The following is a 22,574-nucleotide window of genomic DNA, read 5'->3' as shown; positions in this document are numbered from 1 at the left end:
AAAAAAGCTCTGAAGTTAATCATTCAGAGCTTTAGGAGATTTTTTGTATTTATCAATCAACATTTGTGTAACTTCCTCAATCTCCAACTCACCTTCAATATGCCTTTGAAATAGTTCCTGATCTTCAGGTGCTACCGGATTAGCTCCTAGGCTGTTAATTGCTTCTGCTTCTGCTGATCTTTTCGCACGTTCTTCTCTAGTTGTATTTGCCAGGCTATATTCATTCACACTCTTCCTCCTCGGTGGTGCAACTATAGTACTCATATTATTCCTCCTTATTTTCATTATGTTTTTTAAAACACATATATAACCATTTCCCTCAAAATGTACAGTAAAAACTACTTTAATTGCGTTTTTCGATTAATTTTAAAAAAGCTCATAAAGCCATAAAACTAGACCTATAACACCCATTGAAACGCCGATTACAGGTGCAACAGTACCAGCCTGTTTTACGATTTCCATATTTTCATCTTTTTCTTTCATTAAATCACCTCAATATAATCCTCAAATTGTTCATTAAGCTTCGAATCTAATAAACACCGTTTCTTTATCAGTGATTATGTTTTCACCTCTATACACATCATCAATTTGAGCATGTAAGGATTCATTACCATCGTTCTTAATAAGTTCAATTCGTAGTGGATAATCTTTATTGTACTTACGTAGAACGGTAATCATTTCTCCAACTGTTTTTGGTTTTTTAGACATCTCTTTCATCCTTCCTTCACTGCACATTTTTTATCGATTAACCCTCATAAGGTCTATATTTTTTTCGAAGTAATTCAAGTTCGGCTTTTTTCTCCAGGAGCATGCTTTTTAAAAACATTTTAGGTTGTTCTTTAGCAACTATTAATTTTCCATCTTTCACTAATTGTCCAAGCCGGGCCGTTGATATTTCTAATATCAACGCTGCTTCAGTTCCGGACACTAGTTCTTCATTTAAAAATCCAAGAAGTTCTTCAGTTGATTCAAATTTATATTTCACAATTTCACCTCACTTTAATTATAAACGTAAGTCTTATAGCGTGGATTAAAATTGTGGTCCCATACAGGGCTAGTAATACATTACTAAAGGTTGGGCTTTCTTGGAGATCAACATACTTCAGTATTATAACTGTACCAGCAAATAGTAAAGCCATATTTACATAACCAAATTTTTCGAATACCTTTTTCATATATACAATTAAGTGGATGTGTTATAATTTTATTAAAGAAGGGGTGTTAACCCCCTTCCCGATATTAGCGACGGTTCTTCTTTGCGGTGGAACGTCGCTTTTTCTTTTTTCCTTGCTTCATGTCGTGAATGTCTTTAAAGCCTGACGTGAAAGCTTTAAATGCCGTTGCAACAAGTGCGACAAGCGCAAGGACTTTTTCAAATACATCCACTTAATATTCACCTCCTTTATATACTTATTATACAATATCTATTTATAAATGTAAATAGATATTGTATAATTTTTTGACTCTTTTTCCATTATTCACCTCCTTTCATCCGGCGAAAGATAAAGCTTTATCATCCATAAAAGTCGTTTGAGTAACCATAACTGCGACAGAATTCTCACCATTTTCAGATACACCATAAAAGTAAAAATGCACATTTGGGTCACTGTCGTAATAACCCTCATGCTCTTGGATTGAATCTTCTTCATCTAATGAACCGTTATCAGGAATTTCATTTAAAAAATTTTCTTTCATCGTTTTGGCAAATTCGATAGCTTTTTCAAGTTGTAGAAAACTCTCTACTTGTAAATCACCATAGCTTGCCATATCAAAATTTGCTGTTACTGTAAAAAATCCGTTATGAAGTATCTCATTAATGTTTAGTGTTTTCGTCATGTTAATTTACTCCTTTTTTTCGCTTTGCCTGTAGAAGCGAAATTAGTTCCCAAAGGGGATTATTTTTCCCCTTTGACATGGAGAACGAAAAACACGTATAGACAGTTGGTCAAGGGGGCTTTCGGTAAAAGTTTTTGCTGTTGCGTAGCGTTCTTAAGCAAAAAGTTTTTCCGCCCTTGAACGACTGGCTCGCTGTCTTAGCTTCCTGCAGGTGGAGGGCGTAGCCTAGGAGGCTCGACCTGCAGGAAGCTTAGACGGCTTGCGCTGTTTTACGATTCGGAAGGCAAAGGGAAAAAGTAAGGAGCATAGCGACGCTATTTTCTGCTTCAGCTGAAAATTCCCTATTCTTATGGTCTTAAGGTTTTCGGCTCATGGGGTGCGTGCCGATAGGTAAACGGATCAGGAACTTAGGGCATGTAGGCGAAGCATGAGCCGTACAGACCCTAGTTATCGAGCCGTTTAGTGCCACAGTGACACGTACAGAATGTTGAAATATGGCTATCTACACGCCTTACCGTAGATGGCCATATTTCTACAATCTGTAGTGCTGCCGCCCGAAGTAAAGCTTTAATCTTTTTATCTTTTAATTAACAAAAAAGCCCTCAAATAAATGAGAGCAAATAAAAATTCGATAATTTATTTTTCATTGTGTCTGAGCTCACTTTAAAAACTACTTCTCAAGAAATAAAGATCCACCTAAAGGAGGATCAGTTGTTAATATACAATAAGTGTTTGAGAGCAATAACCTGGTGATTTCACATCCTAGATGACAAATACCAAACAAAGATAAGAATAGCAATGGAGCCAATCACAAGAAATGAACCATTTCTCATATAAAGATTATTGTTTTTCCTCATTTTAAAATAAAGCCCGATAACGAACATGAGGATACCAACAACCAAAACTATTAAACTCAAAAAAATAGATGTACCTAACCATAGATTTTTTACATTCAATGTATTTTACTCCGTCCTCTTGCTACACAATTTGTTCGAAATGTTATTTCATGGACGGTTGTGTAGCTACATTATTAGTTTAGAATATACGTTACTACTCCTTTTTCACCTTATTTTTAGGTTTCAGACGAATTTCTTCCTGATTTTTATACTCTTCAATAGTTTTTTTAGACCAATATTTCACACCAGCAATAACAAGATCAGGCTTCGGTACTAATCCACGACTATAATACAAATTTAATTTCTGGCGATCATATCGCAACCCTTGCGCTGTTAAGTAATCAGCAAATTGCGTTAAACTGAAATAAGATGAACCGTCCTTTATTAACGCAAAGGAAGGTTCTCGAATTAATAAAGTATCTTCACGGAAGTATTCCGTAATCAATTCTAAAGCAAATTCTAACCAATCATTATCTAAATTAAGATACAACAAACGGAGATCAAAATTCTCCTGTTCAGGATTTTCAAAGAACCAAACTAATTTTAAAAAGGTCGATTGCACACTGTCCAAATTTTTCAATGCATCATGGACTAGCAACATGTTTTCGTAAGCATATATATAATTTTCAAAATCAGGGAACTTTTCTAAAATTTTTCGGGTAGCTTTTTTCATATCAACACTCCTGACAACCTAAACATTTAATATTTACTTACTTTACAGCTTATTCCTCTTCCTGTTTCAGCAAAAACAAGAGCATTGTAATCCCCATCAGTTACAGGCAACAGAGGCAACTGTTGCATTGAACAAGTAAGTAACATTTGTTCCTTTGTTCCTTGCAATAAATGTAATCGTTGAACCATTGATAATCTTTGAGTTACTGTATATTGCCCTAGAACTCTACCTTGATTAGCTAGTTCATTAAACTCTCTTGAAAATTTCTGAAGTCTTTCCATCTCCTTAGCAGACCACATCTCGTTCATTTCATCCCTAAACTTGAAAACAGCTTTACTTTTCCCCATTTTCAAAACCCCTTTTGTAGAATTGAAATAAAGTTGCGACGTTTATAAAAAAGTCACGATGTTTGTAAAAAAGTTAAATAGTTTTATCTTCAAATTTTTCAACAATATTTTTCAATAAAATCAATAAAGTATTTCGAATCCCCATTCCCCATTTCAACGCTATCAATCCAAGCATCATGTGTTCCGTCATTTTCAAGACCCTGTTTTTCTAGCCATCCCCTTACTATTCTTTCGTGTTCTCTTGCCATTCGGAACGCTCTAGCAGACTTTCTTATACTGTCCTTAATTTCTTTAGGAATCTCCATTTTTATTCCCCTACTTATTGCGTAATATGGTTCTAAAATCATTTCTGTAATTGTTTTTAAAATCACTATTTGAGAATTTTTACTTTACCTCAATTTAAATAATGTTAAATTTCATTAAAACTAACACTATAATAAAAAATAGCAATGTTAACATTAATCCTTTAACAACCTTAAAAGTTTCATGTTTTTCATCTGTTATTTTCATATTTGGCATCCCTTCGCAAATTTTAGATTTTTTTATTTATCATTTTGCTTCTTTTACTTCACAAAATCTTTCTAAAATGTTCAAACTTTTTTATAAAAAATATTCGAAAACTTAATGATGATTTAGAGTTTTGATCAATCTTTTTTCAAAACGAATTTAGGGAAATAGTTTATAAAACCAATATTTCCAACCTATTTATTATCAAAGTTTTTTTATAAAGCTACACCTTTTCTTCATTTTATTTAACGGTTATCTCTGACCAATTCCATAAACAAACTAAACATTATATGTCATTCTCACTAATTTCTCGTCATTATTTTTAATATACTCAATAGTTGCATGAGCCGGAGCTAACTCCTTTTTAAAATCTTTTTCTTTAAAAATACGCATTTTAGAACCTTGGCCCAGTTTCCCCATATAAAATTCAAGTACATTTCTTTCTTTATTCATTTTCATATCCCCTTTACATTGTAATAATGTATACAGATTACAAACACATTTGTATACTATGTATACAAATAATACCACAAACTGTATACATTGTATACATAATTATTGAATAATTGCCACATTTTTAACACCAAACACAATTTCTTGATCGTTCGTATTTATCCTACATATTAATCAGCTGCAGCAACAAATACCTGGATTATCCTCCTCGAAAAGACGAACAATTTTTCTTGGCCACAATTCCTGATTCCCCTAAAAGCCGAACATTCGATTTTTTATTTCAGTTCTTTTTTAATTGCATAAATAGTATTTCTAGCAAGCCCAGTTTCACGATGGATATTTACTACTGATTCATTTTGCTTTAATAAACGAACAACCTCATTATAAATAAGACGATCCTTCCCCTTTGCTTCAGCATGATATTTTCTTGGCTTCCCTTTGAAAGCCCCACGTTCTTTCGCAATAGCAATCCCTTCACGCTGCGCTGTTCTAATCCGATTTCTTTCTTCTTCTACCATCCATGAAAGAAGTGTCAAAACTAAATCAGACACCAACTGTCCGACACCTTCTAATTCTTTGTATTTACGTGTATCAAGGATCGGCATATTTAAAACAACAATATCAATTTCCTCCTCAATTATGTTCTTCCATTCATTAAGAATTTCTTGTTTATTACGTCCGAAACGACTTAAATCATGAACAACCAACACATCACCAAACCGCATTTTCGATCTCATTTCACGAAAAACTAATCGGGAAAAATCTTTCCCTGACTTTTTCTCTGTAAATATTTTTTCGCAACCAAAGGCTTCAAGCTCCTTAAGTTGGCGATCTAAATTTTGTTCAGCTGAACTAACCCTCGCATAACCTATAATCATTACTTTCCAACTCCTCGTATTAAACAACTTATAATGAACATTCTAACACATTGATATTACTGCATTCTTATTTATTCATTTAAAGTCTACTTATAATGAACAATTTTCTTAAGAAAAATGCCACCTTAAAGGTGGCTAGATATTTATTAATGGGCGACCTGTATTTTCTTAAACATCTCCTTAAATCAACTAAAATCGTATTCTACTTTGAAATCTTTATTTAATATTAATTTAGCATCAAATTCTTTCCCGGATTTACCTACGAAACCTTTTATTTTCCCCGTCTTGCCTTTTAGCACTAGATCAGTTAGTTGCTTTTCCGTAAGGGCCTTATTGCCCACTGTTTTAAAAATAGAGAAGTTGCAACCAGTTTTTGAATAATGAGTGCAGCCAACTAATTTCCCTTTATCAACGACCTCACCTTTTTTACATTTTGGACAAATTGCATTTTGAGGGAATATAAAACCGATTGTACCATCCGCATTTAGTTTTAAAATTGCTGCAAACTCTTTGTCCTCTTTTGATTTAAAACCTTTAATAACACCTGTCTGTCCTTTTTCAATCAAATCAAGAATCTGTTTGTCAGATAGTGTTTTTTTAGCAATCGTTTTAAATATGGAGAAATCACAGCCATTTTCATTAAATTGTGTACAGCCAACTAATTTCCCTTTATCAACAATCTCACCTTTTTTACACTTAGGACACACTGGATTTTCCGGGAATACGAAATCTATTTTACCGTCTTGTTTTAATTTTAAAATTGCTGCAAACTCTTTGTCCTCTTTTGATTTAAAACCTTTAATAACACCTGTCTGTCCTTTTTCAATCAAATCAAGAACTTGTTTATTAGATAGCTCTTTTTTAGCAATCGTTTTAAAAACAGAGAAGTCGCAACCTGATTCTTTATATAAGGTACAACCAAATACTTGTCCTTTATTTATAATCTTGCCCTTTTTACATTTTGGACAGGATGGAGCATCTTCATCTTTTGCTTTAAATTCAGTTGCATCAAGGTTTTCAGTGATTTTTTCATTAATTTCTGTTACTTCTTTTTCGATTGTCATAATAAATTCCTCACCTTTCATAGTCCCATTTTCAATGTCTTTTAAAGATTTTTCCCAATTTGCTGTAATCACAGGGCTCACAAGACTAGTACCCTCTACCAACTTACATAATGAAATCCCTGTATCTGTTACATAAACGATTTTTTTATCTGTTAAATCCAAATAACCGTTTTTGAATATTTTTTCAATAGTACCACTACGAGTGGCTGCTGTTCCGATCCCCTTAATTTCAGATAATATTTCTCGTTCCTCACTATATTCCTCATCGTCAAGTGTTCGTCCAGCATACTCCATTAGTTCAATTAAATCGCCCTCATTGTATGCTTTTGGCGCTTTTGTACGTCCTTCAATTTCTATGAGTGTACCATCTACTCTTTGGCCTTCCCCAACACTTGGTAAAATCGTGTCTTTAGAATCTACATCTTGTAAAATTTCTTTCCATCCTCGTACTTTTTCGATACGACCTGTTGTGTGAAACGACACATCATTAATAGTTGTGACAATTTTTGTTTCTTCATATTGGTAAGCAGCCATGAAAAGAGCTGTGGCACTTTTAACAACCTCTAAATAAATGTTACCTTCTTCAGCTGACAATTCGGATAGATTCGCAAGTTTCCGAGTGGGTAGAAGTGCGTAATGATCAGTTAACTTACTAGCATCAACATGCTTTTTTAAAGGTTTATAGATTGGTTCAAATTCAGCATTGAGTAGTATTTTTAAATCACTAACTAAATCTTTTAAATACTCATATTCATTCTCACTAATGTATTTGCTATCGGTACGTGGGTAAGATAATACACGCTTTTCGTAAAGGCCTTGCGCAATTTTAAGCGTCTTATCTGGACTATACTTATACTTTTTAAACGCAAGTTTCTGAAGTGACGAAAGACTTAGCAATGTAGGCGCATTTTGATTCTTAGTTTCTTTTGTAACACTAGAAATCGTAGAACCAAGATTTTTACCTGGAGCGAGGTTATTTTTTTCTATGAAAGCATTTAACTCGTCTTTAGTATCGAACTTTAACTTAGATTTCCCTTTGTATTCGCCTTGATCACTAATAAAATTAGCGTCAAGTTCGTAGAAAGGTTTAGAAACAAAATCTTCAATTTCCTTTTGACGCTGATAAACCATGGATAGTACCACTTGCATATTTCGGCCGATTGCGATTTTAGGTATATTAGGAGTTTTTTCTTTTGCTTTAAGTGTTGCAAACCTACTTGTATTCATGCCTAAATACCAATCGCTAATCGCTCTTGCTTTACCTCGTTCAAAGCGTAGTAAATCCTTATCTATTGACTCTAAGTTTCGGAAGCCATGTAATACCTCACTTTTTTCTTCTGACGAAATCCACAAGCGTTTAAGCGACTTATTTGATGTGTCAATATTAGCAGTTTCAAGAATTGCAAAGAAAATATGAGTACCTTCAATCCCAGCATCTGTTGCATTGATTATTATTTTGGCTTCAGCCAAATGTTTTTGCATTGTATTGAAAAGGTCTCGTTTACTCTCGTCTACTTTATATTCATATCTTTCAGGCTTAATCGGTAAGTCCTCTAATCGCCAAGTTTCATATTTGTGATCATACTCATGTGGTTCTTTTAATGATACTGAGTGGCCGACTGACCAAACGAGTGTTGCACCGTTTGGCAGTAGTCCCGATTTTTTTATATCAAAGTAATGATCATGCTTACATTCAATACCTAACGTGCTACCGATATTCCTTGCTTGTGATGGTTTTTCACATAATATAACTACACCCATTTCAACGACCGCCTTTTCTCTATTTTCAAATTCGTTCACTACTGTCTTGTACACTTATAATTTTTTCAATTTCATTTAGATGATGAACGACTTTTTTAAACTTTTCGTAGCCCTGTTTCCCCAAAAGTACCCCTTCATTATCAGTTTGATCATCAAATGGTTCTAAACTGTCTATTTTAGAAAACAACTCCTTAACCCTATTCAACAATTTAGTTGGAAAATCATTCAACTCAAGGCAACCATACCTATGTTCGCTCACTTTTATATCAGCAAAAATTTCTTTAATTGTTTTATCATTAACACCTTTCTCTGATTCAATAAAAATTTCATTATTAAAAAAATCCGAAAGAGTCATATTGAATCCTTTCGATATTTCTGTGAGTGTACTAATTGTCGGAAACTTCGTTCCCATCATAAACTCAGCTACAGTTGATGCGTGTAAATTTGACCTTCTGATTAGCTCCTTTATTGACCATCCTTCTTCATATAATAGTTGGTGTATTCTTGTTCTTATTGCCTCGTTCATATCCATAAAAACCCTCTCCTTCGGTTCGTTCTTTAAAAGTAATTTCTAATCTACATAGCAACGTTACCTTCATTCCCTGATTCGTCCATAGTTGTAATTGATAATTTCGGTTCTTTTCTTACTGGAGGAACTACTTCAGCACTACTATTTTTTGTTGTTTTAGTTTTTCCTTTTTCAAGTACGGCCAAATATTTATCAATGTCAAACCAGTATTTATTCCCTTTGGAATGGTACTTATATCTAGGGTGTTTTGTTAAATCATATTTTTTATCTTTGAATGGTCTTTTACCAATAATTTGAACAATGCATGTATCACGTTCCATTGTTAGCAGTTCATCTTGTGTCATTAATTCCCTGCCCATTTTAGAGTAATTTTGACCAAAACTATCGTTATTAGAACGTGTTTTTGATTCGTTATAATCATTAATTGTTTCTTTCCCTAATTCCTCACTTAACGACTTAACCGTTGATTTTTCTTTACCACCTAAGAATATAGAAGTATCACAGTTACCTATAATTGTGTCTGCATTGTCTTTATAAATTGATTTAAGTTGCGAGTAGGCTTGTAAGATAATAGTTGCTGAAATATTACGTGAACGGATCGTAGCAATTAATTTCTCAAAGTTCGGGATTAAACCGATATTCGCAAATTCATCTAGCATAAACCGTACATGCGTAGGTAACGATCCTTTGTATTTATCATCAGCAATCGTACAAAGCATGTTAAACAGTTGGGAATACATAATAGCGACAATGAAGTTAAATGTTGCGTCAGTATCAGGTACAATAACAAATAACGCTGTCTTGCGCCCTTTATCACCTAACGTTTTTAAATCAAGTTCATCTTTCGACAATAGTTCACGCACTGCAGGAATATTTAAAGGTGCTAAACGTGTAGCACATGAAATTAAAATACTCTTGGCCGTCTTTCCAGCTGCTAATTTATAGGCTTTATACTGCTTTACTGCGAAATGGTCGCTATCCTCTTCTTCCAGGGCTTCAAATAGATAATCCACCGGATTTTTAAATTCTTCATCATCTTCTTTTACTGTTGAATAAGAAATTAAATCCATCAACGTTGGTAAGTTTTGTTCTTCCTTAGGGAATTTCGCAATGATTAAGCTTAAATAAGCTTGATATAGTAGTTTTTCAGCTTTCACCCAAAAATCTTGTTTCTCTGCACCGTCTGATCCACTTGTATTAGCTATAATCGTTTCTACTAACTTTAATATGTCTTGTTCATTTTCCACATATTTCAACGGATTATAGCCCATACTTTTCTTAAAATTAACTGTATTCAATATCTTTATTTTGTACTTACCTACATTTTTCAACGCCATTCCAATTTCATTGACGATTGTTCCTTTTGGATCGGTACATACAAAACTTGCGTTCATTTGTAACATGTTTGGTTTAACGAAAAAACGAGTTTTACCACTACCCGAACCACCAATTACACAAACGTTTTTATTACGTCTTACATCAAACGGAGCGTCTTTATCATCTAATAGAATTTTTGTGTTTTGTGAAAACAAAATATTATTATACTGATCTTGTTCATCGTACATATTTTTCAGATCTTTCTGTACGCTGCCCCATTGTGCTGAGCCATGTTCAACACCTTTTTTGTATTTCTTTTTGTTGTTTTTTTTGTCTATCAGCACTACCATTGCGAAAGCCACCACAAATAATGGAATCAATAAATCAGTGGTATTAAAGGATAAGGGGAATGCGTATAAAAGATATTTTGGCGCTGAAAATAAATAATTGAATTTATCAAGGACATTTCCTGTAAACGTTCTAAAGTAATAAAAGAGATAGTTTAATAGAATGTACGCGATTACACCCAAAATGATATATATTCTATTTTCTTTTAGTTTTTCCACATTATCACCATTCTTTATAAGAAAAAGGACGAGTACATAAACTCGCCCTTTTTCTTTTTTTTATTACGCCGGTCACCATAAACCTGATAGAAGTGGAACAAGTGTCGTTCCAACGACAGCAACGCCCACGCCTGCTATGAATTGTTTCATACCTTGTGACTTCGCCCCTGGGTTATCATTACCGTAACCTTCCATAAGGTTAATGACACCCCAAATAGCTAAACCCGCACCAAGTAAAATAACTATTTTTTTTATTACATCTACACCACTAGTAAAAAAGCTCATTTCATTTCCTCTTTTCTTCGTTAATATTTGGAAATTCTTTTTTTATACAAAAATAGATAAATTTATCTATGTTGTAATACTTAGCAAGTGTTACAATTCCTTTGATCATAAACACTACACCTATCACTAATAAGATCATTTGAATAACATCAAGGACTATTAACATAGCAGTTTACCGCCCTTCAAATAGTATCTAGTAGAGCTCGTTTTTTTCTTTTTTTGAATAAATAAATTCCCACTCCACTAAAAATAACTAAAGCTACTGTAACTAAGCTGTATATGATAATATTTTTCATTTTGGCTTCGTTTTTTTCTTCTAGCTCTTTTTGTTTTTCTTCTAGCTCTTTTTGGTGATCATATGGTTCATTTGCAGCTGTATTAACATTACTTTTGATATCAGGATAAACTTCTGTGATTTGTGTAGAATTCACCTTCACTTCACGTGTTTTAAATCCTAGCAAGAAAGAATCTTCATGAATATATTCTTTGGTATTTAATGTAATCGTTGTATCCTGCCTAACTGCGTATTCATCATGGAATCGGTCATCTTCGTCATACGTTTTAATGGTTTTACCGTAAGGCAACGTAAGACTGAAAAGGAACCTTTCATTTTCATCAAAGAATTTCACCATATATTGTTCACCTATGTTTTTATTTGTAAAAACATATTTCGTTTCTTTAAACGTATTACTTTGTGGTGCTACTCCTGGGTCATTAATTTGATTTTGATTTTTATTTACCTCTGCAATAACAGGGTTATTTGCTCCACTATCATTTTTAGAAAGGGGCTGAACAGGTTTTTGTGTAACGCTTTCTTTCAGAATACTCTCGACTTGATCTGAAATATCTTTGTCTGTGATTGGCTTGGTTTGTGCTTCTTCAATCACTTTTTCTGCCTTTTCCCATTTGGCATAGAGCGTCTGTGACTCAGTGAAAAAATTGTCCGTAACCTTATTTTTAAATTCTTCATCTGTGTACCATCCCATAAACACTGAATCATTCATTTTGAGTACTGGCAACTTAAGCTGTTTGCCTACTTGAGTTTTAATATCCTTGAATTTTTGTTGTGAATTTGTTACGAATTTAAGAGTAATTTCTTCCGTTTGATCATCAATTCCATTGTCGTTAAAATCAGGATAAAATTTAGCGTAGTATTCACCTTTAGAATCCAGAATCTTCATATCATCAAGCTCTTTCAACTTTTCCTCTTGTCCTGCAGTAGCTGTAAACCAACCTGTAAACTTATAGTGATTTTTTGGACTTACTTCAGGTAGAACATCTTTTAAATTTGTACTTTTATTAACACTTTTAACAATTTCTTTTGTCTGTGCATTATTTTCTAATATTCCACCTCCTTCTGTTGTAGAAAATTTCACTGTCAATTCTTTTGCATCTATCAACATTGGATCAATTGTAATTTTGTCTTTTTGCTTGAAAACACCCCAGTAACTTAACATTTTACCTTTCGGGATTTTTGGTGCAGCAAGTTCCATTTCTTTCTCACCTGTCAACACTTCACTTTCAAGCACTTCGCCATTTGTGTTCAGTACCTGAATAATGGTTTTTTGAGGTACTTGTTCATGAAACAAAACTTTATTTTCATACTTTATTTTCAAATAATTTAGAGTAATATTTTCTCTCACTCCGGATTCTATGTTATTTTCTGCTAATGCAACAAAATTCGTTGAACCACATGTTAGAGAAAAAGTAAGCGCACTACTCAATAAAATCAACTTTGTTTTTTTCCACATTCTGCTACTCCCTTCGATTTAATTCTTTTTGCGCTCCTTTTAGCCAATTAACACTAAATTGAATGTTTTCAAGATATGAAAATTCCTTTTCACTCTTTGTTTCAAATTCACTCTTCATATCAATTTGCGGGCTATCATCAATTTGTGACTTATCAAAAGTTGGCTTTAAGTAGTTATGGACTTCTTTCTCAACCCCTTCAAAGGGTAGCGCTTTTAAGCTTAATTCCGTTTCTTCTTCTAATTTGGAAATGATAAATGTATCATTGTAATATTCTTGATCCGTAATATCATTTTCATTGTGATTTAAGACCATTAACAACAAGTTGAGAAGGAAAATATTAGTACGTTGCTTTTCAATCAAAATGTTTTCATTATCCTCAATTTTCGTAAGAGGGTTTAACTTTGCAACACTTGATTTATCAACATCTTTATTTAAAGCCTGCTCAACTTGCTCCAATAAAACTTCTTGTTTCATAGGAAGATGAAACATGTGTTTTTTGATGTAAGCTTTGATAAGCATTACTTATCGTCCTTGTTGTCCTTGTTGTCCTTGTTATCTTCATGTAACACGTCATCTTCTTCATAATTTTCATTCATTTCATCTTCATCTTCTGTATTACCTTGTTCTTTTTTCTTTTTCATACGGAAATAATAAACTCCTACAATAGCTGCACTAACAAGTAGTACCATTAATAAGAATGAATTACTTCCACCTTCTTTTGGCTTTTCCTCTTTTTCAGTTTCTGTCGGTGGAGGTGCTACCGGTGCAGGTTGAACATTTTCTTTTGGCTCTTGCTCTACTGTCCCTTCTAGGTGAGACTTGTTTACATCAGATAAGAAATAAACGTTGTTATTTGTTTTATCGAGATCAACAATTAAGTAAAACACTTTTTGTTCGTTGTCTGTAATCGTATAAAACGCTTTAGAACCACTTGTAGTAAAATCAGTTACAGTACCTGTACCTTCTACTTTTTTCCCTGTAACACTAGCTGGTGTTTCAATTTCTACTTCTTGTGTTTCGGTATCTATGGTAGTATTTGGCCCAGACGGTGGCTCTGCCACATCTCCATTTTTCCCAACATTTTCTGTAGTTGGCTCTTTACCTTTTTGATCTTCTGCATATGCGAGATTAGGTAAACTAATGTATAACAACGAACATAACAACAATGTTGTAAGAAATACTCGTTTAATAGTTGTTCCCATGCTTTTGCTCTCCTCCTTGACTGTCGTTTGATCGACTTTTTTCTAATTCGTTATCAATCGCTCGCAATGCTTTATCAGGACTAAATCCTGTTTCGTGCATACGTTTTAGCACTTCGTCATATTTAAGGTGTTTCAAGGTCTCTTCGTCTTTTTTTAACTTATTTCTCTCTTCCTTTATGGAAGAAAGTGATTTCTCAATACGCTCTTTTCTTTTTTCTATGCGCTCCTCTAATTTTTTTAAACGTTCTTCCAAACGAAAACACTCCTTCATTCATTACCCTTATTTAGTAACAACTCTTCTGATCCCAGCAAAGTGTGCTTGCCAATATTTATCTTTCCAATTGTGATAACCTATACCACTGCCGTTACTGTCATACATAGTGTTTTCATCTATGTAAAACCCAACATGTGAAATATGGTTCGGCCCACCGTAAGTTCCTTTAAAGAATATCAAGTCACCTGGTTGAGCTTCGGCCGGAGAAATTGGCACAGTCATGTTATATTGTGTCTGAGCATATGAAGGTAAATTTATTCCAATTTGTTTTAGGCCCCATGATATAAGGCCACTACAATCAAAGCCCGTCTTTGGACTTTTCCCACCCCATGAATACGGCCAACCTTTATATTTTTCAATCTCTTTTAAAACAATTGCGAAGTCACCTGTAATATTTGCTGCACCACCGCCACCACCATTACAACCTCCGTATTGACCAACTAGTTCGCCATATAGAAAATTACCTCCATTTACATATCTATAAGGTTTACCTAATCTTACGGATGTATCGTTAACGTATGGCACAGTAGCACCAGTAAGGTTTCCTAAAGATGGAGCAACTACATCCCTCGAATAAGCTTCAGCTACTTCAAGGGTATATGAACCCCCTTGTCTGCCAACATATCCAGCAAAAGGTGAACCAAAATTATAGGCTTGTGCTAATAACTTTGTGTTATTTTCAAATCCAGAACCAAAACCTTGCAGGATGTTCACAATATTTTTTAAATGTTTTACACCTTGCCTTACTGATAGTTCTTCAGTAGGCCAATAGTTCACTGGATGGCCTGCTGATTCTGACGATTGCATAATGTCTCTGCCTTTACCGCCTGATTCGACTTGAATAATAGATGCTAATAAATCTACATAGGCCTCCATACCTTGCGCTTGTGCTTCTTTCGTTATTAATGGACACCATTTTCTAACCTCCGGTGAAATTGAATCACTGCCCATTTGCATTTCATCGGCAACCTTCTGTGAACCTACACCTGCTACTAAACCTGCTATTATTAGGCAAAGTATCGCAACAATTATAAGAGGCAAAACAGTAAGCAAACCACCGCCTGCTGCTGCTGCAATTTTCGCACCTATGAATCTCTTAATATCACTCGGCTTGAATTTGCCAATATTTTTAAACATTTGGCTTATGCGATTTGAAAAACTGGACATAGCACCTTTAAACGCATTTACTCTATTTCGTTGTGGCGCATAATATAGCTTTTTCTTGATAGCTCTTTTCTTTAAAGCAGTTTTCGACTGCACCTGCAATTTTTTATTTTTATTCAAATTCGATTTCAATAACTTAGTAGATTGTTTATTTAATCTGCCCGATCTTGCACTAACTTTACTTTTACCTGTAAGTAATTTTTTTCCTGCCTTTGCTACTGAAGTAGCCCCTTTACTAACTAGCTTAACGCCATCGTCGCCTTTTTCTAACTCTTTTTGATACTTCAAAGTACCTTTTTTAAATGATACGGCTGGTATCTTTGTTATTTTTTTCAGACTACTTACTTTTGGCTTTTCTTTCGACAAAGGGTTTATTCGTGCTTTTTTAAAGTTTTTATTATTTAAAACTTTTCGTTTTAACTTTAACTTTCTTGGTTTTGCTAATACGGCTTTTTTACTACTACTTACTTTTAGCTTTTCTTTTGACAAGTTTATTCGTGCTTTTTTAAAGTTTTTATTATTTAAAACTTTTCGTTTTAACTTTAACTTTCTTGGTTTTGCTAATACGGCATTTTTTTGTTTTAACTTTAACTTTCTTGGTTTAGCTAATACGGCTTTTTTTCTTTTTACGCTTGTTACTTTTTTCTGCCGTAACTTTCTATACACTTTTGCTGTTACTTTTATTGACCTTACCGTTCCGGTTACTCCTTTACTAGCAACCTTAACGCCCTGGTCGTCTTTTTCAAGTTCTTTCTGGTATTTAGAAACGGCTTTTTTAGTACCATTAGCACCTGATTTAAAAGCAGCTTGTGTAACTTTTTTCAGCTTGCTTTTTTCACTACTTAAATTTTGATTATTTGCCGTTCTATTAAGTACATTAGATGTTTGATTTAATTGTTGCTGGCCACTTGTATTTAATGTTTTTTCATTCTTACTAGCAGTACTTTCTTGTTGTCGAAATTCTTCCTTCGGTTGATTGGAATATTGCTTTTTTAACTTATTACCATTACTACTTGAATTTTGATTATTTGCCGACCCATTAAGTACTTTGGATGTCTGATTTAATTGTTGCTGTCCACTTGTATCTAAATTTTTTTCAATCTTACTCACGGTACTTTCTTGTTGTCGAAATTCTTCTTTCGGCTGATCGGAATATTGCTTTTTCAACTTATTATCATTGCTACTTGAATTTCGATTATCATTCACTGGACGTTCAAGCACAGCAGTTGTTTGATTTAATTGTTGCTGTCCATTTGTATTTAAAGCTTTATCAACCTTACCTACGATACTTTCTTGTTGTCGAAATTCTTCTTTTGGCTGTTCGGAGTATTGCTTTTTTAGCTTACTATCTTGTTGTTGACTGTTAGATTGATTGGTTGGCTTATCTTTCTTCACTTTTTACATAGCAGCTCCTCTCAATCTTTTAATTTCTTCCGGTTTCGTAGTCATCACTGGGTATAGCGAGTTGTCTTTAGGGAATTTATCCTTAAATGGTAAAATCTCTCCCGAATATACAAGTAGACCTTCACCCTCACCTGAGTTAGTAATATAGTTTGCTTGATAATCACTAATTTCAAATTTCGTTTGTAAAATCGCTCGATCACTACTTGCCTGATTTAACAAGTAAACAAAATCTGTATTATCAATAATTGTTTCAATTTTTGGACTTGATAATAAGTCTTTAACGTTTTGCGTAATACCTGTTGGGATACCGCCCCATTTCCTAAATCGCTTCCAGAACTCAACACTATAATTTGATGTTTGTTCTTTTGCCAACAATTTGTGAAATTCGTCCATGTAATACCATGTTTTTTTAGAGCGATTACGGTTAACAGTTACCTTGTTCCAAACATAATCTTGCAATACCAACATGCCTAACTCCCGTAAATTCGAGCCTAATTCTTGAATATTAAAGCAGATTAGACGATTATTGGTATTTATGTTTGTGCGGTTATTAAACACATTTAAAGAACCTGAAACGTATAATTCTAATGCGTCTGCTAACTCCTGCCCTTCGGCTCGATTTATTTCGATAAAGGCATTATATAAATCTTCAAGTATCGGAATATTTTCCGGTTTTGGATCTTCAAAATAAGGACGATAAATAAGGCGTGTGCATTTATCGACGATTGTCTTTTCTTTTGCAGTTAAACCCCTTTTCCCCCCGGCAACCAATTCCATCAAGTTAATGACAAAATCGCTCTTAAATGAAATAGGATTTTCGCCTTCGCCGTATTCTAGGGATATATCTAAAGGATTAATAAAATCTTTAGAATCGAGGGAGAGTTTTATTTCTTCGCCTCCCAAGCGATTAACAAATGGATAGTATTCACCTTCAGGATCGCAAATAAGTATGTCGTCAGTTGTTCGTAAATACGTATCAATCATTTCTCGTTTTGCTGCGAAAGATTTCCCTGAACCCGGTGTACCTAAGAATAATCCATTAGGGTTTTTGAGCGCCTTACGGCTCACTTGAATCATATTATTACTCAAAGGATTCAAACCGTAATACACTGGTTCTTTTTCTTCTTGATACAACTCTTGGGTTGTAAATGGAACAAAGATAGCCGTTGATGAAGTTGTTAATCCTCGCTCTAAATTAGTTTCATTTAAGTTTTCACCTAAAGGCAATGCACTAATTAACCCTTTTTCTTGTTGAAACTTCATTTTAACTAATGAACAATTTTGTTTTTGAGCAATAGACTTCAATCGGAATACCGCATTGTCTAACTCTTTCCGACTGTTTTCGAATACTGTAATCGTAAAAGTAAGATAAAAATATTTTTCATTTTCACGCTGCAAATCTGAAAGTGTTTTTTTAGTTTCTTCAACATTCATGTTAAGGTCAGTTGGTAAAATTTCCATATCATAACCGTTTTTTAACGCTTTTTTCTGCTCCTCAATTTTTATACTATCAAGGTCAGATGCTTTTGTTTTAACCATACGTACAGCTTTTTGCTGTCCTAATGTTCTTATGTGCATACTTACAAGCATTTCAAGGTCGAGGTCAAGGAAATCAGCTAAAACACGATCAGATAATTCAGTCGCTTCTATTCTTAGATGTAAAGTTGTTCCATATTTTTTATTCACTTTAAACTCATCATTAAAATTGCCGAATTTAATATCTTTAGGTGCTATCAAGTCTTTTGTTGTTCCACTGCTTAACTGTTCGGCAGTTAAATTTTCTAGCTCTAAATAATGGACGCTATTACCATTAAGTAAAAAATTAATGATAGATAGACGTTCTATACCATTTAATTCTTCGATAACAGCACCCATTGATTTAAAATTGTCTCTTACATTGCTTTCAATACTTTCCAAACGTCTAACAGCATTTTCGTATGATTGTTCTTTAATTGAAAAGACCAGGTATTTATTTCTTACAATACCGTTGCTTCCTTTCTGCTTCTGTTCTTCCAAAAAGGAAAAATATTCACCACGTAATTGTTCAAAATCTTCAATACCACTATATTGCTCACTGTACTCTAACACTTCTTGTACATTATTTTCGCTATTCATACGATAATTGATGAAACAAAACTGAATATCAATAGAATCATCAAATGAATTTAACAATGTACTATGTTGTGCGAAAATTCTTTGTTTCATTTCGTCTTGAGAAAGTTGATAGGATATATCAGAAAATCGAATCATCTTGTTGTAAATCTGTCCACTAACATTACATACTCCATTAGGATACATTTTGTTATAATTTAGCGTTTCTTGTGTCGATTTTTCTTTTGGTCTTTTGGAATCAACTAGTTTCTGAAGTGTTTGAAATAGGTTTAGCTTTTCTAACTTTATTTTTGCCATTTAACACATTCCTTTCCTCCGCTAGTTTTTTATTTCTTTTTGATACTTTAAAGTATCTATTTAGCGGATTAAGATACGTATATTCTAAATAAAGCTTCACCCACGTTTCTCCAGGTATTCCATCCTTAGTGTAAATAGTGCCAAATATTACTGGTAAAGCTGTAAAAAAAAGACCGTACATTGCAGCATCCAAACTAATATTTTTTAGTAGAAAAAAAACTGGAAGTGATATTGCTATAGCAATCGAAAATCCAATTAATTGTCTTTTAGTTAAACCAAAAATCAATTTTGATTTTATGCTCTTCAAATCTTTAGGAATAGATACAACAAAATTATTATTCATTTCTATCTAACCCCTTTTTTCAGTTGGTTAGGCATATCTTTTAAAAAATTTAATTCATCAAAGAAAAATGCATCTTTAACTGTTTTACGATTAGGGAAAATCATTTTTAACAGAACAATAGAAAAAGTGATAACCCAAGCTACAATTATCGCACCATTAAAAAAACCCAGAATACTAATTTTTTTTAACTCCTTAGAAACAACACCTGTTGTTGCATAGGTCTGTAAATCATTTGCACTTGATAAAATCAAATTTATTTCAATACCTGTTATCACTAACGTAATAAGAGAAGTAATCCCAAAAATCACTAATAACTTTTTATTTTCTGTAATCCATTTTTGTAAAATCTTTTTCAATTTAAACTACCCCCATTACTGATTTAGCAAGTGAGTGTGTACGAGTTAGTGATACTACCAAAATTGCCATAGAAACAAGCATCATCATCAAACCATATAAACCACTATCATCACCTATAAGCGTAGCTGTTTTCTCAATTAAGCCTGTATATATGAGTAAACAAATTAACATGAAATAACCTTGCAACATTAAAGCTAATAAATTCTTGACATATGTTTGTCCAATTGAACCAATCCAATCTTTATTCATAAATGTTGCGAATGGAAGTGGTGCAACTGAAATGTAAAGCAAAATTGTAACCATCCTACTCCAGGCAACTAAATAAATAACACCTGTCATAACAAAAACCATGATAAGAGAAATTGTTGCCATTACCCATAATGCCAAAGCTTCACCAACTGCATTTTTAGGTACACCTTCAATGATAGCTTTTGTAATATCTTTAGGCATCGCTAAGGTAGAACTAGGTATTTGTTCGGTAATCCATTTACCTACATCAAATACAGCTAATGTAATATCAAAGGAATTAGTTAAAAGCATAATCATGGCACTTGTTTTAATAATTAAAAACAATAATCGGCCTGTCTCAAAGTTACCACTTTTATTTTCTTCAACGACTAAATTATATAACTCATAACAGAAAATATAGGTCAAAATCAATCCGGCCACTGGCAAAATAGCTGTTTCAGAAACAGTTCTCATTGTATCAACAAGATTTTGTGAGAATTCTGTTGGTGTTTCAGAAACCTGTGTTTGAATAGTAGCTACACTCTTATCAAAAAATTTTAATATCTGGTTGAGAAAATATTCTGTACCAGACATAAATACATCATAAAGTAATTCGTTAATCGATTTAATTATGCTATCTATTGGATGGATTATAGGATCATACCAACTACCATCATCTACAACTTCTTCATCCATAACCTCACCTCTTTATAATTCAATTCAATATAAATACAGCTACACTAGAACAACAATCTTCATTTCAGGTAATCCAAAAAACTCTTGTTCATATTTGGAAAGCCTTTTTAATGAGCTGAGGTAAATTAGCACTTCCACAGATTCTTGCACTCCCCAATTAAACTCCTTCACAACTTCATTAAACTGTGCATTGGTTTCTTCAGAAAGATTTCCTCCAATTACAAAGCGTTTACCCCTGTAAGCAGAAACAAGTATCACTTTCCCTTGTTTATTTATCTCCTGAACCTCTTGGATACCTTCCTGAATGATCTGATTAAAGAATAATGATTCAGTTTCTTTGGATTGAATTTTAAATATAGCTTTTAGATAGGCATACGTTTTGAGGATGGAGTCCCTCACTCGCATTGTTCTAGGTATATTTTGCTCTTCCACAAGTTTTTTCTTCTTTTTCATATCTCACTCCTGAACGCTAGAACAAAACAAATAAAAAAAGGATTGTCTGCAAGAGACAATCCTCAAAACTACGTATTATTCCAAAACAACAATATTCATCTCAGGCAGCCCAAAGAAATGTTGCTCAGCCTCAGATAACCTATTCATCGAACTAAAGTAAATTAATACTTCCACGCACTCCTGAATTTCCCAATGAAATTCATTGGCAACTTCTTGGAATTTTTCATTTGTTTCAGCAGAAAGATTCCCACCAATAACATAACGCTTACCACGGTATGAAGAAACAATAATCTTCTTACCTTGCCCAATCAGACTTCTGACTGCGTCTATGCCTTCAAGTAGGATCTGTTCAAATACAAATGATTCGCTTTCTTTAGACTCGATTTTAAATGTTGCTCTTAAATAATAATACGTTTTGAGGGTAGATTCTCTCACTCGCATTGTTCTAGGTATACGTTTCATTTATTTTCTCTCCAATAAAAAAAGTCTATTATTTCACCTCCTATGATACCAAATATCCTTTGTTTTTTATAGACAATAGTCATGATACTTACAATCCAAATTATAGTATCACTTTTGTTTAAAACTAAAATGACAATCCAGCTATAAAACACCTCCTTAAAACAAGTAAAATATTATCTCTTCGGTAAATATTATACTACATTGTAAATATCATTGTAAATGTAAATTTAATAACAAATAAAAAAACCTCTTTTAAAAGAGGCCATCTAAATTTATTCAACTTATTTTTAACGGATCCATACCTCACTAATACCCGAATCTTCACCTACAATTGGAAGTGTAAGCCATTGATAACCTAAAAGACCAAATGAAGTTACAGTATAAGATCCTGTAACTTGTACTACAAACTTCCCTCGATGTTCTACTGTTCCTTTTCTACTGTATTCCACTTTAAATTTTTCAGGATCTAGTTTTTTTTCTTTTAATGTTTCAATAAATCTTTCTTCTACTTCAGGTGTTATCCCACCAACTAGTTCAGCGTGTTTTGTAGTTTGTTCTACTACATCATTTACCTTACTACTCTGGATACCATATACGATGATTTCAGGCGCAAATAATACACCTATAATAAGTGGAATGAATATCATTGCATATGCTGTATAACTTTTCATTATAATACCCCTCTCTAAGACTGTTTATTATAAAAGAGACTTGTTTG

The 22,574-nt window shown here is 33.4% G+C and carries 26 protein-coding genes; all 26 read right to left on the bottom strand.

Features of this window, described 5'->3' with window-relative positions:
- Positions 1 to 15: 15 nt before the first annotated feature.
- The 26 genes from ACVYAD_RS23035 to ACVYAD_RS22910 all read right to left on the bottom strand — a co-directional run bounded on the left by ACVYAD_RS23035 (position 16) and on the right by ACVYAD_RS22910 (position 22,527).
- Positions 16 to 264 (bottom strand): antitoxin VbhA family protein, encoded by a 249-nt coding sequence (locus tag ACVYAD_RS23035; RefSeq protein WP_476428082.1) that lies wholly within the window; start codon positions 262 to 264, stop codon positions 16 to 18.
- A 252-nt stretch (positions 265 to 516) separates the two neighbouring features.
- Positions 517 to 708: a hypothetical protein gene (locus tag ACVYAD_RS23030; protein WP_476428081.1), complete on the bottom strand. Its 192-nt coding sequence runs from the start codon at positions 706 to 708 to the stop codon at positions 517 to 519.
- A 37-nt stretch (positions 709 to 745) separates the two neighbouring features.
- Positions 746 to 985: a DNA-binding protein gene (locus ACVYAD_RS23025; RefSeq protein WP_476428080.1), complete on the bottom strand. Its 240-nt coding sequence runs from the start codon at positions 983 to 985 to the stop codon at positions 746 to 748.
- 254 nt (positions 986 to 1,239) lie between these two features.
- A complete protein-coding gene (locus ACVYAD_RS23020; protein WP_476428079.1) occupies positions 1,240 to 1,386 on the bottom strand; it encodes a hypothetical protein in 147 nt (48 codons plus the stop codon).
- A 102-nt stretch (positions 1,387 to 1,488) separates the two neighbouring features.
- Entirely contained in the window at positions 1,489 to 1,836 is a 348-nt protein-coding gene (locus ACVYAD_RS23015) for a hypothetical protein (protein ID WP_476428078.1), read from the bottom strand.
- Positions 1,837 to 2,886: 1,050 nt separating this feature from the next.
- Positions 2,887 to 3,405 (bottom strand): hypothetical protein, encoded by a 519-nt coding sequence (locus ACVYAD_RS23010; protein ID WP_476428077.1) that lies wholly within the window; start codon positions 3,403 to 3,405, stop codon positions 2,887 to 2,889.
- A gap of 26 nt (positions 3,406 to 3,431) precedes the next feature.
- A complete protein-coding gene (locus ACVYAD_RS23005; RefSeq protein WP_476428076.1) occupies positions 3,432 to 3,752 on the bottom strand; it encodes a hypothetical protein in 321 nt (106 codons plus the stop codon).
- Between the two features lie 98 nt (positions 3,753 to 3,850).
- Positions 3,851 to 4,057 carry a hypothetical protein gene (locus ACVYAD_RS23000; protein WP_476428075.1) on the bottom strand — a complete coding sequence of 69 codons (207 nt, stop codon included), beginning with the start codon at positions 4,055 to 4,057 and terminating at the stop codon, positions 3,851 to 3,853.
- A gap of 481 nt (positions 4,058 to 4,538) precedes the next feature.
- The gene (locus ACVYAD_RS22995) at positions 4,539 to 4,712 is read right to left on the bottom strand and encodes a hypothetical protein (protein WP_476428074.1); all 174 of its coding nucleotides are present in this window, start codon (positions 4,710 to 4,712) and stop codon (positions 4,539 to 4,541) included.
- Positions 4,713 to 4,987: 275 nt separating this feature from the next.
- Positions 4,988 to 5,590, bottom strand: a complete 603-nt coding sequence (locus tag ACVYAD_RS22990; RefSeq protein WP_476428073.1) for a recombinase family protein — start codon at positions 5,588 to 5,590, stop codon at positions 4,988 to 4,990.
- Between the two features lie 185 nt (positions 5,591 to 5,775).
- A complete protein-coding gene (locus ACVYAD_RS22985) occupies positions 5,776 to 8,415 on the bottom strand; it encodes a type IA DNA topoisomerase (protein ID WP_476428072.1) in 2,640 nt (879 codons plus the stop codon).
- A gap of 25 nt (positions 8,416 to 8,440) precedes the next feature.
- Positions 8,441 to 8,947: a helix-turn-helix domain-containing protein gene (locus ACVYAD_RS22980; protein WP_476428071.1), complete on the bottom strand. Its 507-nt coding sequence runs from the start codon at positions 8,945 to 8,947 to the stop codon at positions 8,441 to 8,443.
- 44 nt (positions 8,948 to 8,991) lie between these two features.
- The gene (locus ACVYAD_RS22975; RefSeq protein ID WP_476428070.1) at positions 8,992 to 10,827 is read right to left on the bottom strand and encodes a VirD4-like conjugal transfer protein, CD1115 family; all 1,836 of its coding nucleotides are present in this window, start codon (positions 10,825 to 10,827) and stop codon (positions 8,992 to 8,994) included.
- Positions 10,828 to 10,899: 72 nt separating this feature from the next.
- Entirely contained in the window at positions 10,900 to 11,112 is a 213-nt protein-coding gene (locus ACVYAD_RS22970; protein ID WP_476428069.1) for a Maff2 family mobile element protein, read from the bottom strand.
- A gap of 182 nt (positions 11,113 to 11,294) precedes the next feature.
- Entirely contained in the window at positions 11,295 to 12,863 is a 1,569-nt protein-coding gene (locus tag ACVYAD_RS22965) for an InlB B-repeat-containing protein (RefSeq protein ID WP_476428068.1), read from the bottom strand.
- A 4-nt stretch (positions 12,864 to 12,867) separates the two neighbouring features.
- Positions 12,868 to 13,383: a hypothetical protein gene (locus ACVYAD_RS22960; protein WP_476428067.1), complete on the bottom strand. Its 516-nt coding sequence runs from the start codon at positions 13,381 to 13,383 to the stop codon at positions 12,868 to 12,870.
- Positions 13,383 to 14,066, bottom strand: a complete 684-nt coding sequence (locus tag ACVYAD_RS22955; RefSeq protein WP_476428066.1) for a CD1107 family mobile element protein — start codon at positions 14,064 to 14,066, stop codon at positions 13,383 to 13,385. The genes ACVYAD_RS22960 and ACVYAD_RS22955 overlap by 1 nt, the downstream gene beginning before the upstream one ends.
- On the bottom strand, positions 14,050 to 14,319 hold the full coding sequence (locus ACVYAD_RS22950) for a hypothetical protein (protein WP_476428065.1): 270 nt from the start codon (positions 14,317 to 14,319) through the stop codon (positions 14,050 to 14,052). The genes ACVYAD_RS22955 and ACVYAD_RS22950 overlap by 17 nt, the downstream gene beginning before the upstream one ends.
- A gap of 27 nt (positions 14,320 to 14,346) precedes the next feature.
- On the bottom strand, positions 14,347 to 16,899 hold the full coding sequence (locus ACVYAD_RS22945; RefSeq protein ID WP_476428064.1) for a bifunctional lytic transglycosylase/C40 family peptidase: 2,553 nt from the start codon (positions 16,897 to 16,899) through the stop codon (positions 14,347 to 14,349).
- Positions 16,900 to 16,902: 3 nt separating this feature from the next.
- Entirely contained in the window at positions 16,903 to 19,317 is a 2,415-nt protein-coding gene (locus ACVYAD_RS22940) for a VirB4-like conjugal transfer ATPase, CD1110 family (protein WP_476428063.1), read from the bottom strand.
- On the bottom strand, positions 19,259 to 19,660 hold the full coding sequence (locus ACVYAD_RS22935; RefSeq protein ID WP_476428062.1) for a PrgI family protein: 402 nt from the start codon (positions 19,658 to 19,660) through the stop codon (positions 19,259 to 19,261). Before ACVYAD_RS22935 ends, ACVYAD_RS22940 begins: the two co-directional genes overlap by 59 nt.
- 2 nt (positions 19,661 to 19,662) lie before the next feature.
- Positions 19,663 to 20,016: a hypothetical protein gene (locus ACVYAD_RS22930; protein WP_476428061.1), complete on the bottom strand. Its 354-nt coding sequence runs from the start codon at positions 20,014 to 20,016 to the stop codon at positions 19,663 to 19,665.
- 1 nt (position 20,017) lies between these two features.
- On the bottom strand, positions 20,018 to 20,941 hold the full coding sequence (locus ACVYAD_RS22925) for a VirB6/TrbL-like conjugal transfer protein, CD1112 family (protein WP_476428060.1): 924 nt from the start codon (positions 20,939 to 20,941) through the stop codon (positions 20,018 to 20,020).
- 39 nt (positions 20,942 to 20,980) lie between these two features.
- Positions 20,981 to 21,394 (bottom strand): hypothetical protein, encoded by a 414-nt coding sequence (locus ACVYAD_RS22920; RefSeq protein WP_476428059.1) that lies wholly within the window; start codon positions 21,392 to 21,394, stop codon positions 20,981 to 20,983.
- 75 nt (positions 21,395 to 21,469) lie between these two features.
- On the bottom strand, positions 21,470 to 21,856 hold the full coding sequence (locus tag ACVYAD_RS22915) for a hypothetical protein (RefSeq protein ID WP_476428058.1): 387 nt from the start codon (positions 21,854 to 21,856) through the stop codon (positions 21,470 to 21,472).
- A 287-nt stretch (positions 21,857 to 22,143) separates the two neighbouring features.
- Positions 22,144 to 22,527: a DUF4320 family protein gene (locus ACVYAD_RS22910; protein ID WP_476428057.1), complete on the bottom strand. Its 384-nt coding sequence runs from the start codon at positions 22,525 to 22,527 to the stop codon at positions 22,144 to 22,146.
- Positions 22,528 to 22,574 lie beyond the last annotated feature (47 nt).

The sequence above is a fragment of the Lysinibacillus sp. G1-3 genome, assembly GCF_056322905.1.
This window is presented reverse-complemented; position numbering and strand designations above follow the sequence as displayed.

What these genes read in the sequence shown, in the direction of transcription:
- ACVYAD_RS23035 (WP_476428082.1), bottom strand. Translation starts at nt 264, where the DNA reads ATGAGTACTATAGTTGCACCACCGAGGAGGAAGAGTGTGAATGAATAT.
- ACVYAD_RS23030 (WP_476428081.1), bottom strand. Translation starts at nt 708, where the DNA reads ATGTCTAAAAAACCAAAAACAGTTGGAGAAATGATTACCGTTCTACGT.
- ACVYAD_RS23015 (WP_476428078.1), bottom strand. Translation starts at nt 1,836, where the DNA reads ATGACGAAAACACTAAACATTAATGAGATACTTCATAACGGATTTTTT.
- ACVYAD_RS23010 (WP_476428077.1), bottom strand. Translation starts at nt 3,405, where the DNA reads ATGAAAAAAGCTACCCGAAAAATTTTAGAAAAGTTCCCTGATTTTGAA.
- ACVYAD_RS23005 (WP_476428076.1), bottom strand. Translation starts at nt 3,752, where the DNA reads ATGGGGAAAAGTAAAGCTGTTTTCAAGTTTAGGGATGAAATGAACGAG.
- ACVYAD_RS23000 (WP_476428075.1), bottom strand. Translation starts at nt 4,057, where the DNA reads ATGGAGATTCCTAAAGAAATTAAGGACAGTATAAGAAAGTCTGCTAGA.
- ACVYAD_RS22995 (WP_476428074.1), bottom strand. Translation starts at nt 4,712, where the DNA reads ATGAATAAAGAAAGAAATGTACTTGAATTTTATATGGGGAAACTGGGC.
- ACVYAD_RS22990 (WP_476428073.1), bottom strand. Translation starts at nt 5,590, where the DNA reads ATGATTATAGGTTATGCGAGGGTTAGTTCAGCTGAACAAAATTTAGAT.
- ACVYAD_RS22985 (WP_476428072.1), bottom strand. Translation starts at nt 8,415, where the DNA reads ATGGGTGTAGTTATATTATGTGAAAAACCATCACAAGCAAGGAATATC.
- ACVYAD_RS22980 (WP_476428071.1), bottom strand. Translation starts at nt 8,947, where the DNA reads ATGGATATGAACGAGGCAATAAGAACAAGAATACACCAACTATTATAT.
- ACVYAD_RS22970 (WP_476428069.1), bottom strand. Translation starts at nt 11,112, where the DNA reads ATGAGCTTTTTTACTAGTGGTGTAGATGTAATAAAAAAAATAGTTATT.
- ACVYAD_RS22965 (WP_476428068.1), bottom strand. Translation starts at nt 12,863, where the DNA reads ATGTGGAAAAAAACAAAGTTGATTTTATTGAGTAGTGCGCTTACTTTT.
- ACVYAD_RS22960 (WP_476428067.1), bottom strand. Translation starts at nt 13,383, where the DNA reads ATGCTTATCAAAGCTTACATCAAAAAACACATGTTTCATCTTCCTATG.
- ACVYAD_RS22955 (WP_476428066.1), bottom strand. Translation starts at nt 14,066, where the DNA reads ATGGGAACAACTATTAAACGAGTATTTCTTACAACATTGTTGTTATGT.
- ACVYAD_RS22940 (WP_476428063.1), bottom strand. Translation starts at nt 19,317, where the DNA reads ATGGCAAAAATAAAGTTAGAAAAGCTAAACCTATTTCAAACACTTCAG.
- ACVYAD_RS22935 (WP_476428062.1), bottom strand. Translation starts at nt 19,660, where the DNA reads ATGAATAATAATTTTGTTGTATCTATTCCTAAAGATTTGAAGAGCATA.
- ACVYAD_RS22925 (WP_476428060.1), bottom strand. Translation starts at nt 20,941, where the DNA reads ATGGATGAAGAAGTTGTAGATGATGGTAGTTGGTATGATCCTATAATC.
- ACVYAD_RS22920 (WP_476428059.1), bottom strand. Translation starts at nt 21,394, where the DNA reads ATGAAAAAGAAGAAAAAACTTGTGGAAGAGCAAAATATACCTAGAACA.
- ACVYAD_RS22915 (WP_476428058.1), bottom strand. Translation starts at nt 21,856, where the DNA reads ATGAAACGTATACCTAGAACAATGCGAGTGAGAGAATCTACCCTCAAA.
- ACVYAD_RS22910 (WP_476428057.1), bottom strand. Translation starts at nt 22,527, where the DNA reads ATGAAAAGTTATACAGCATATGCAATGATATTCATTCCACTTATTATA.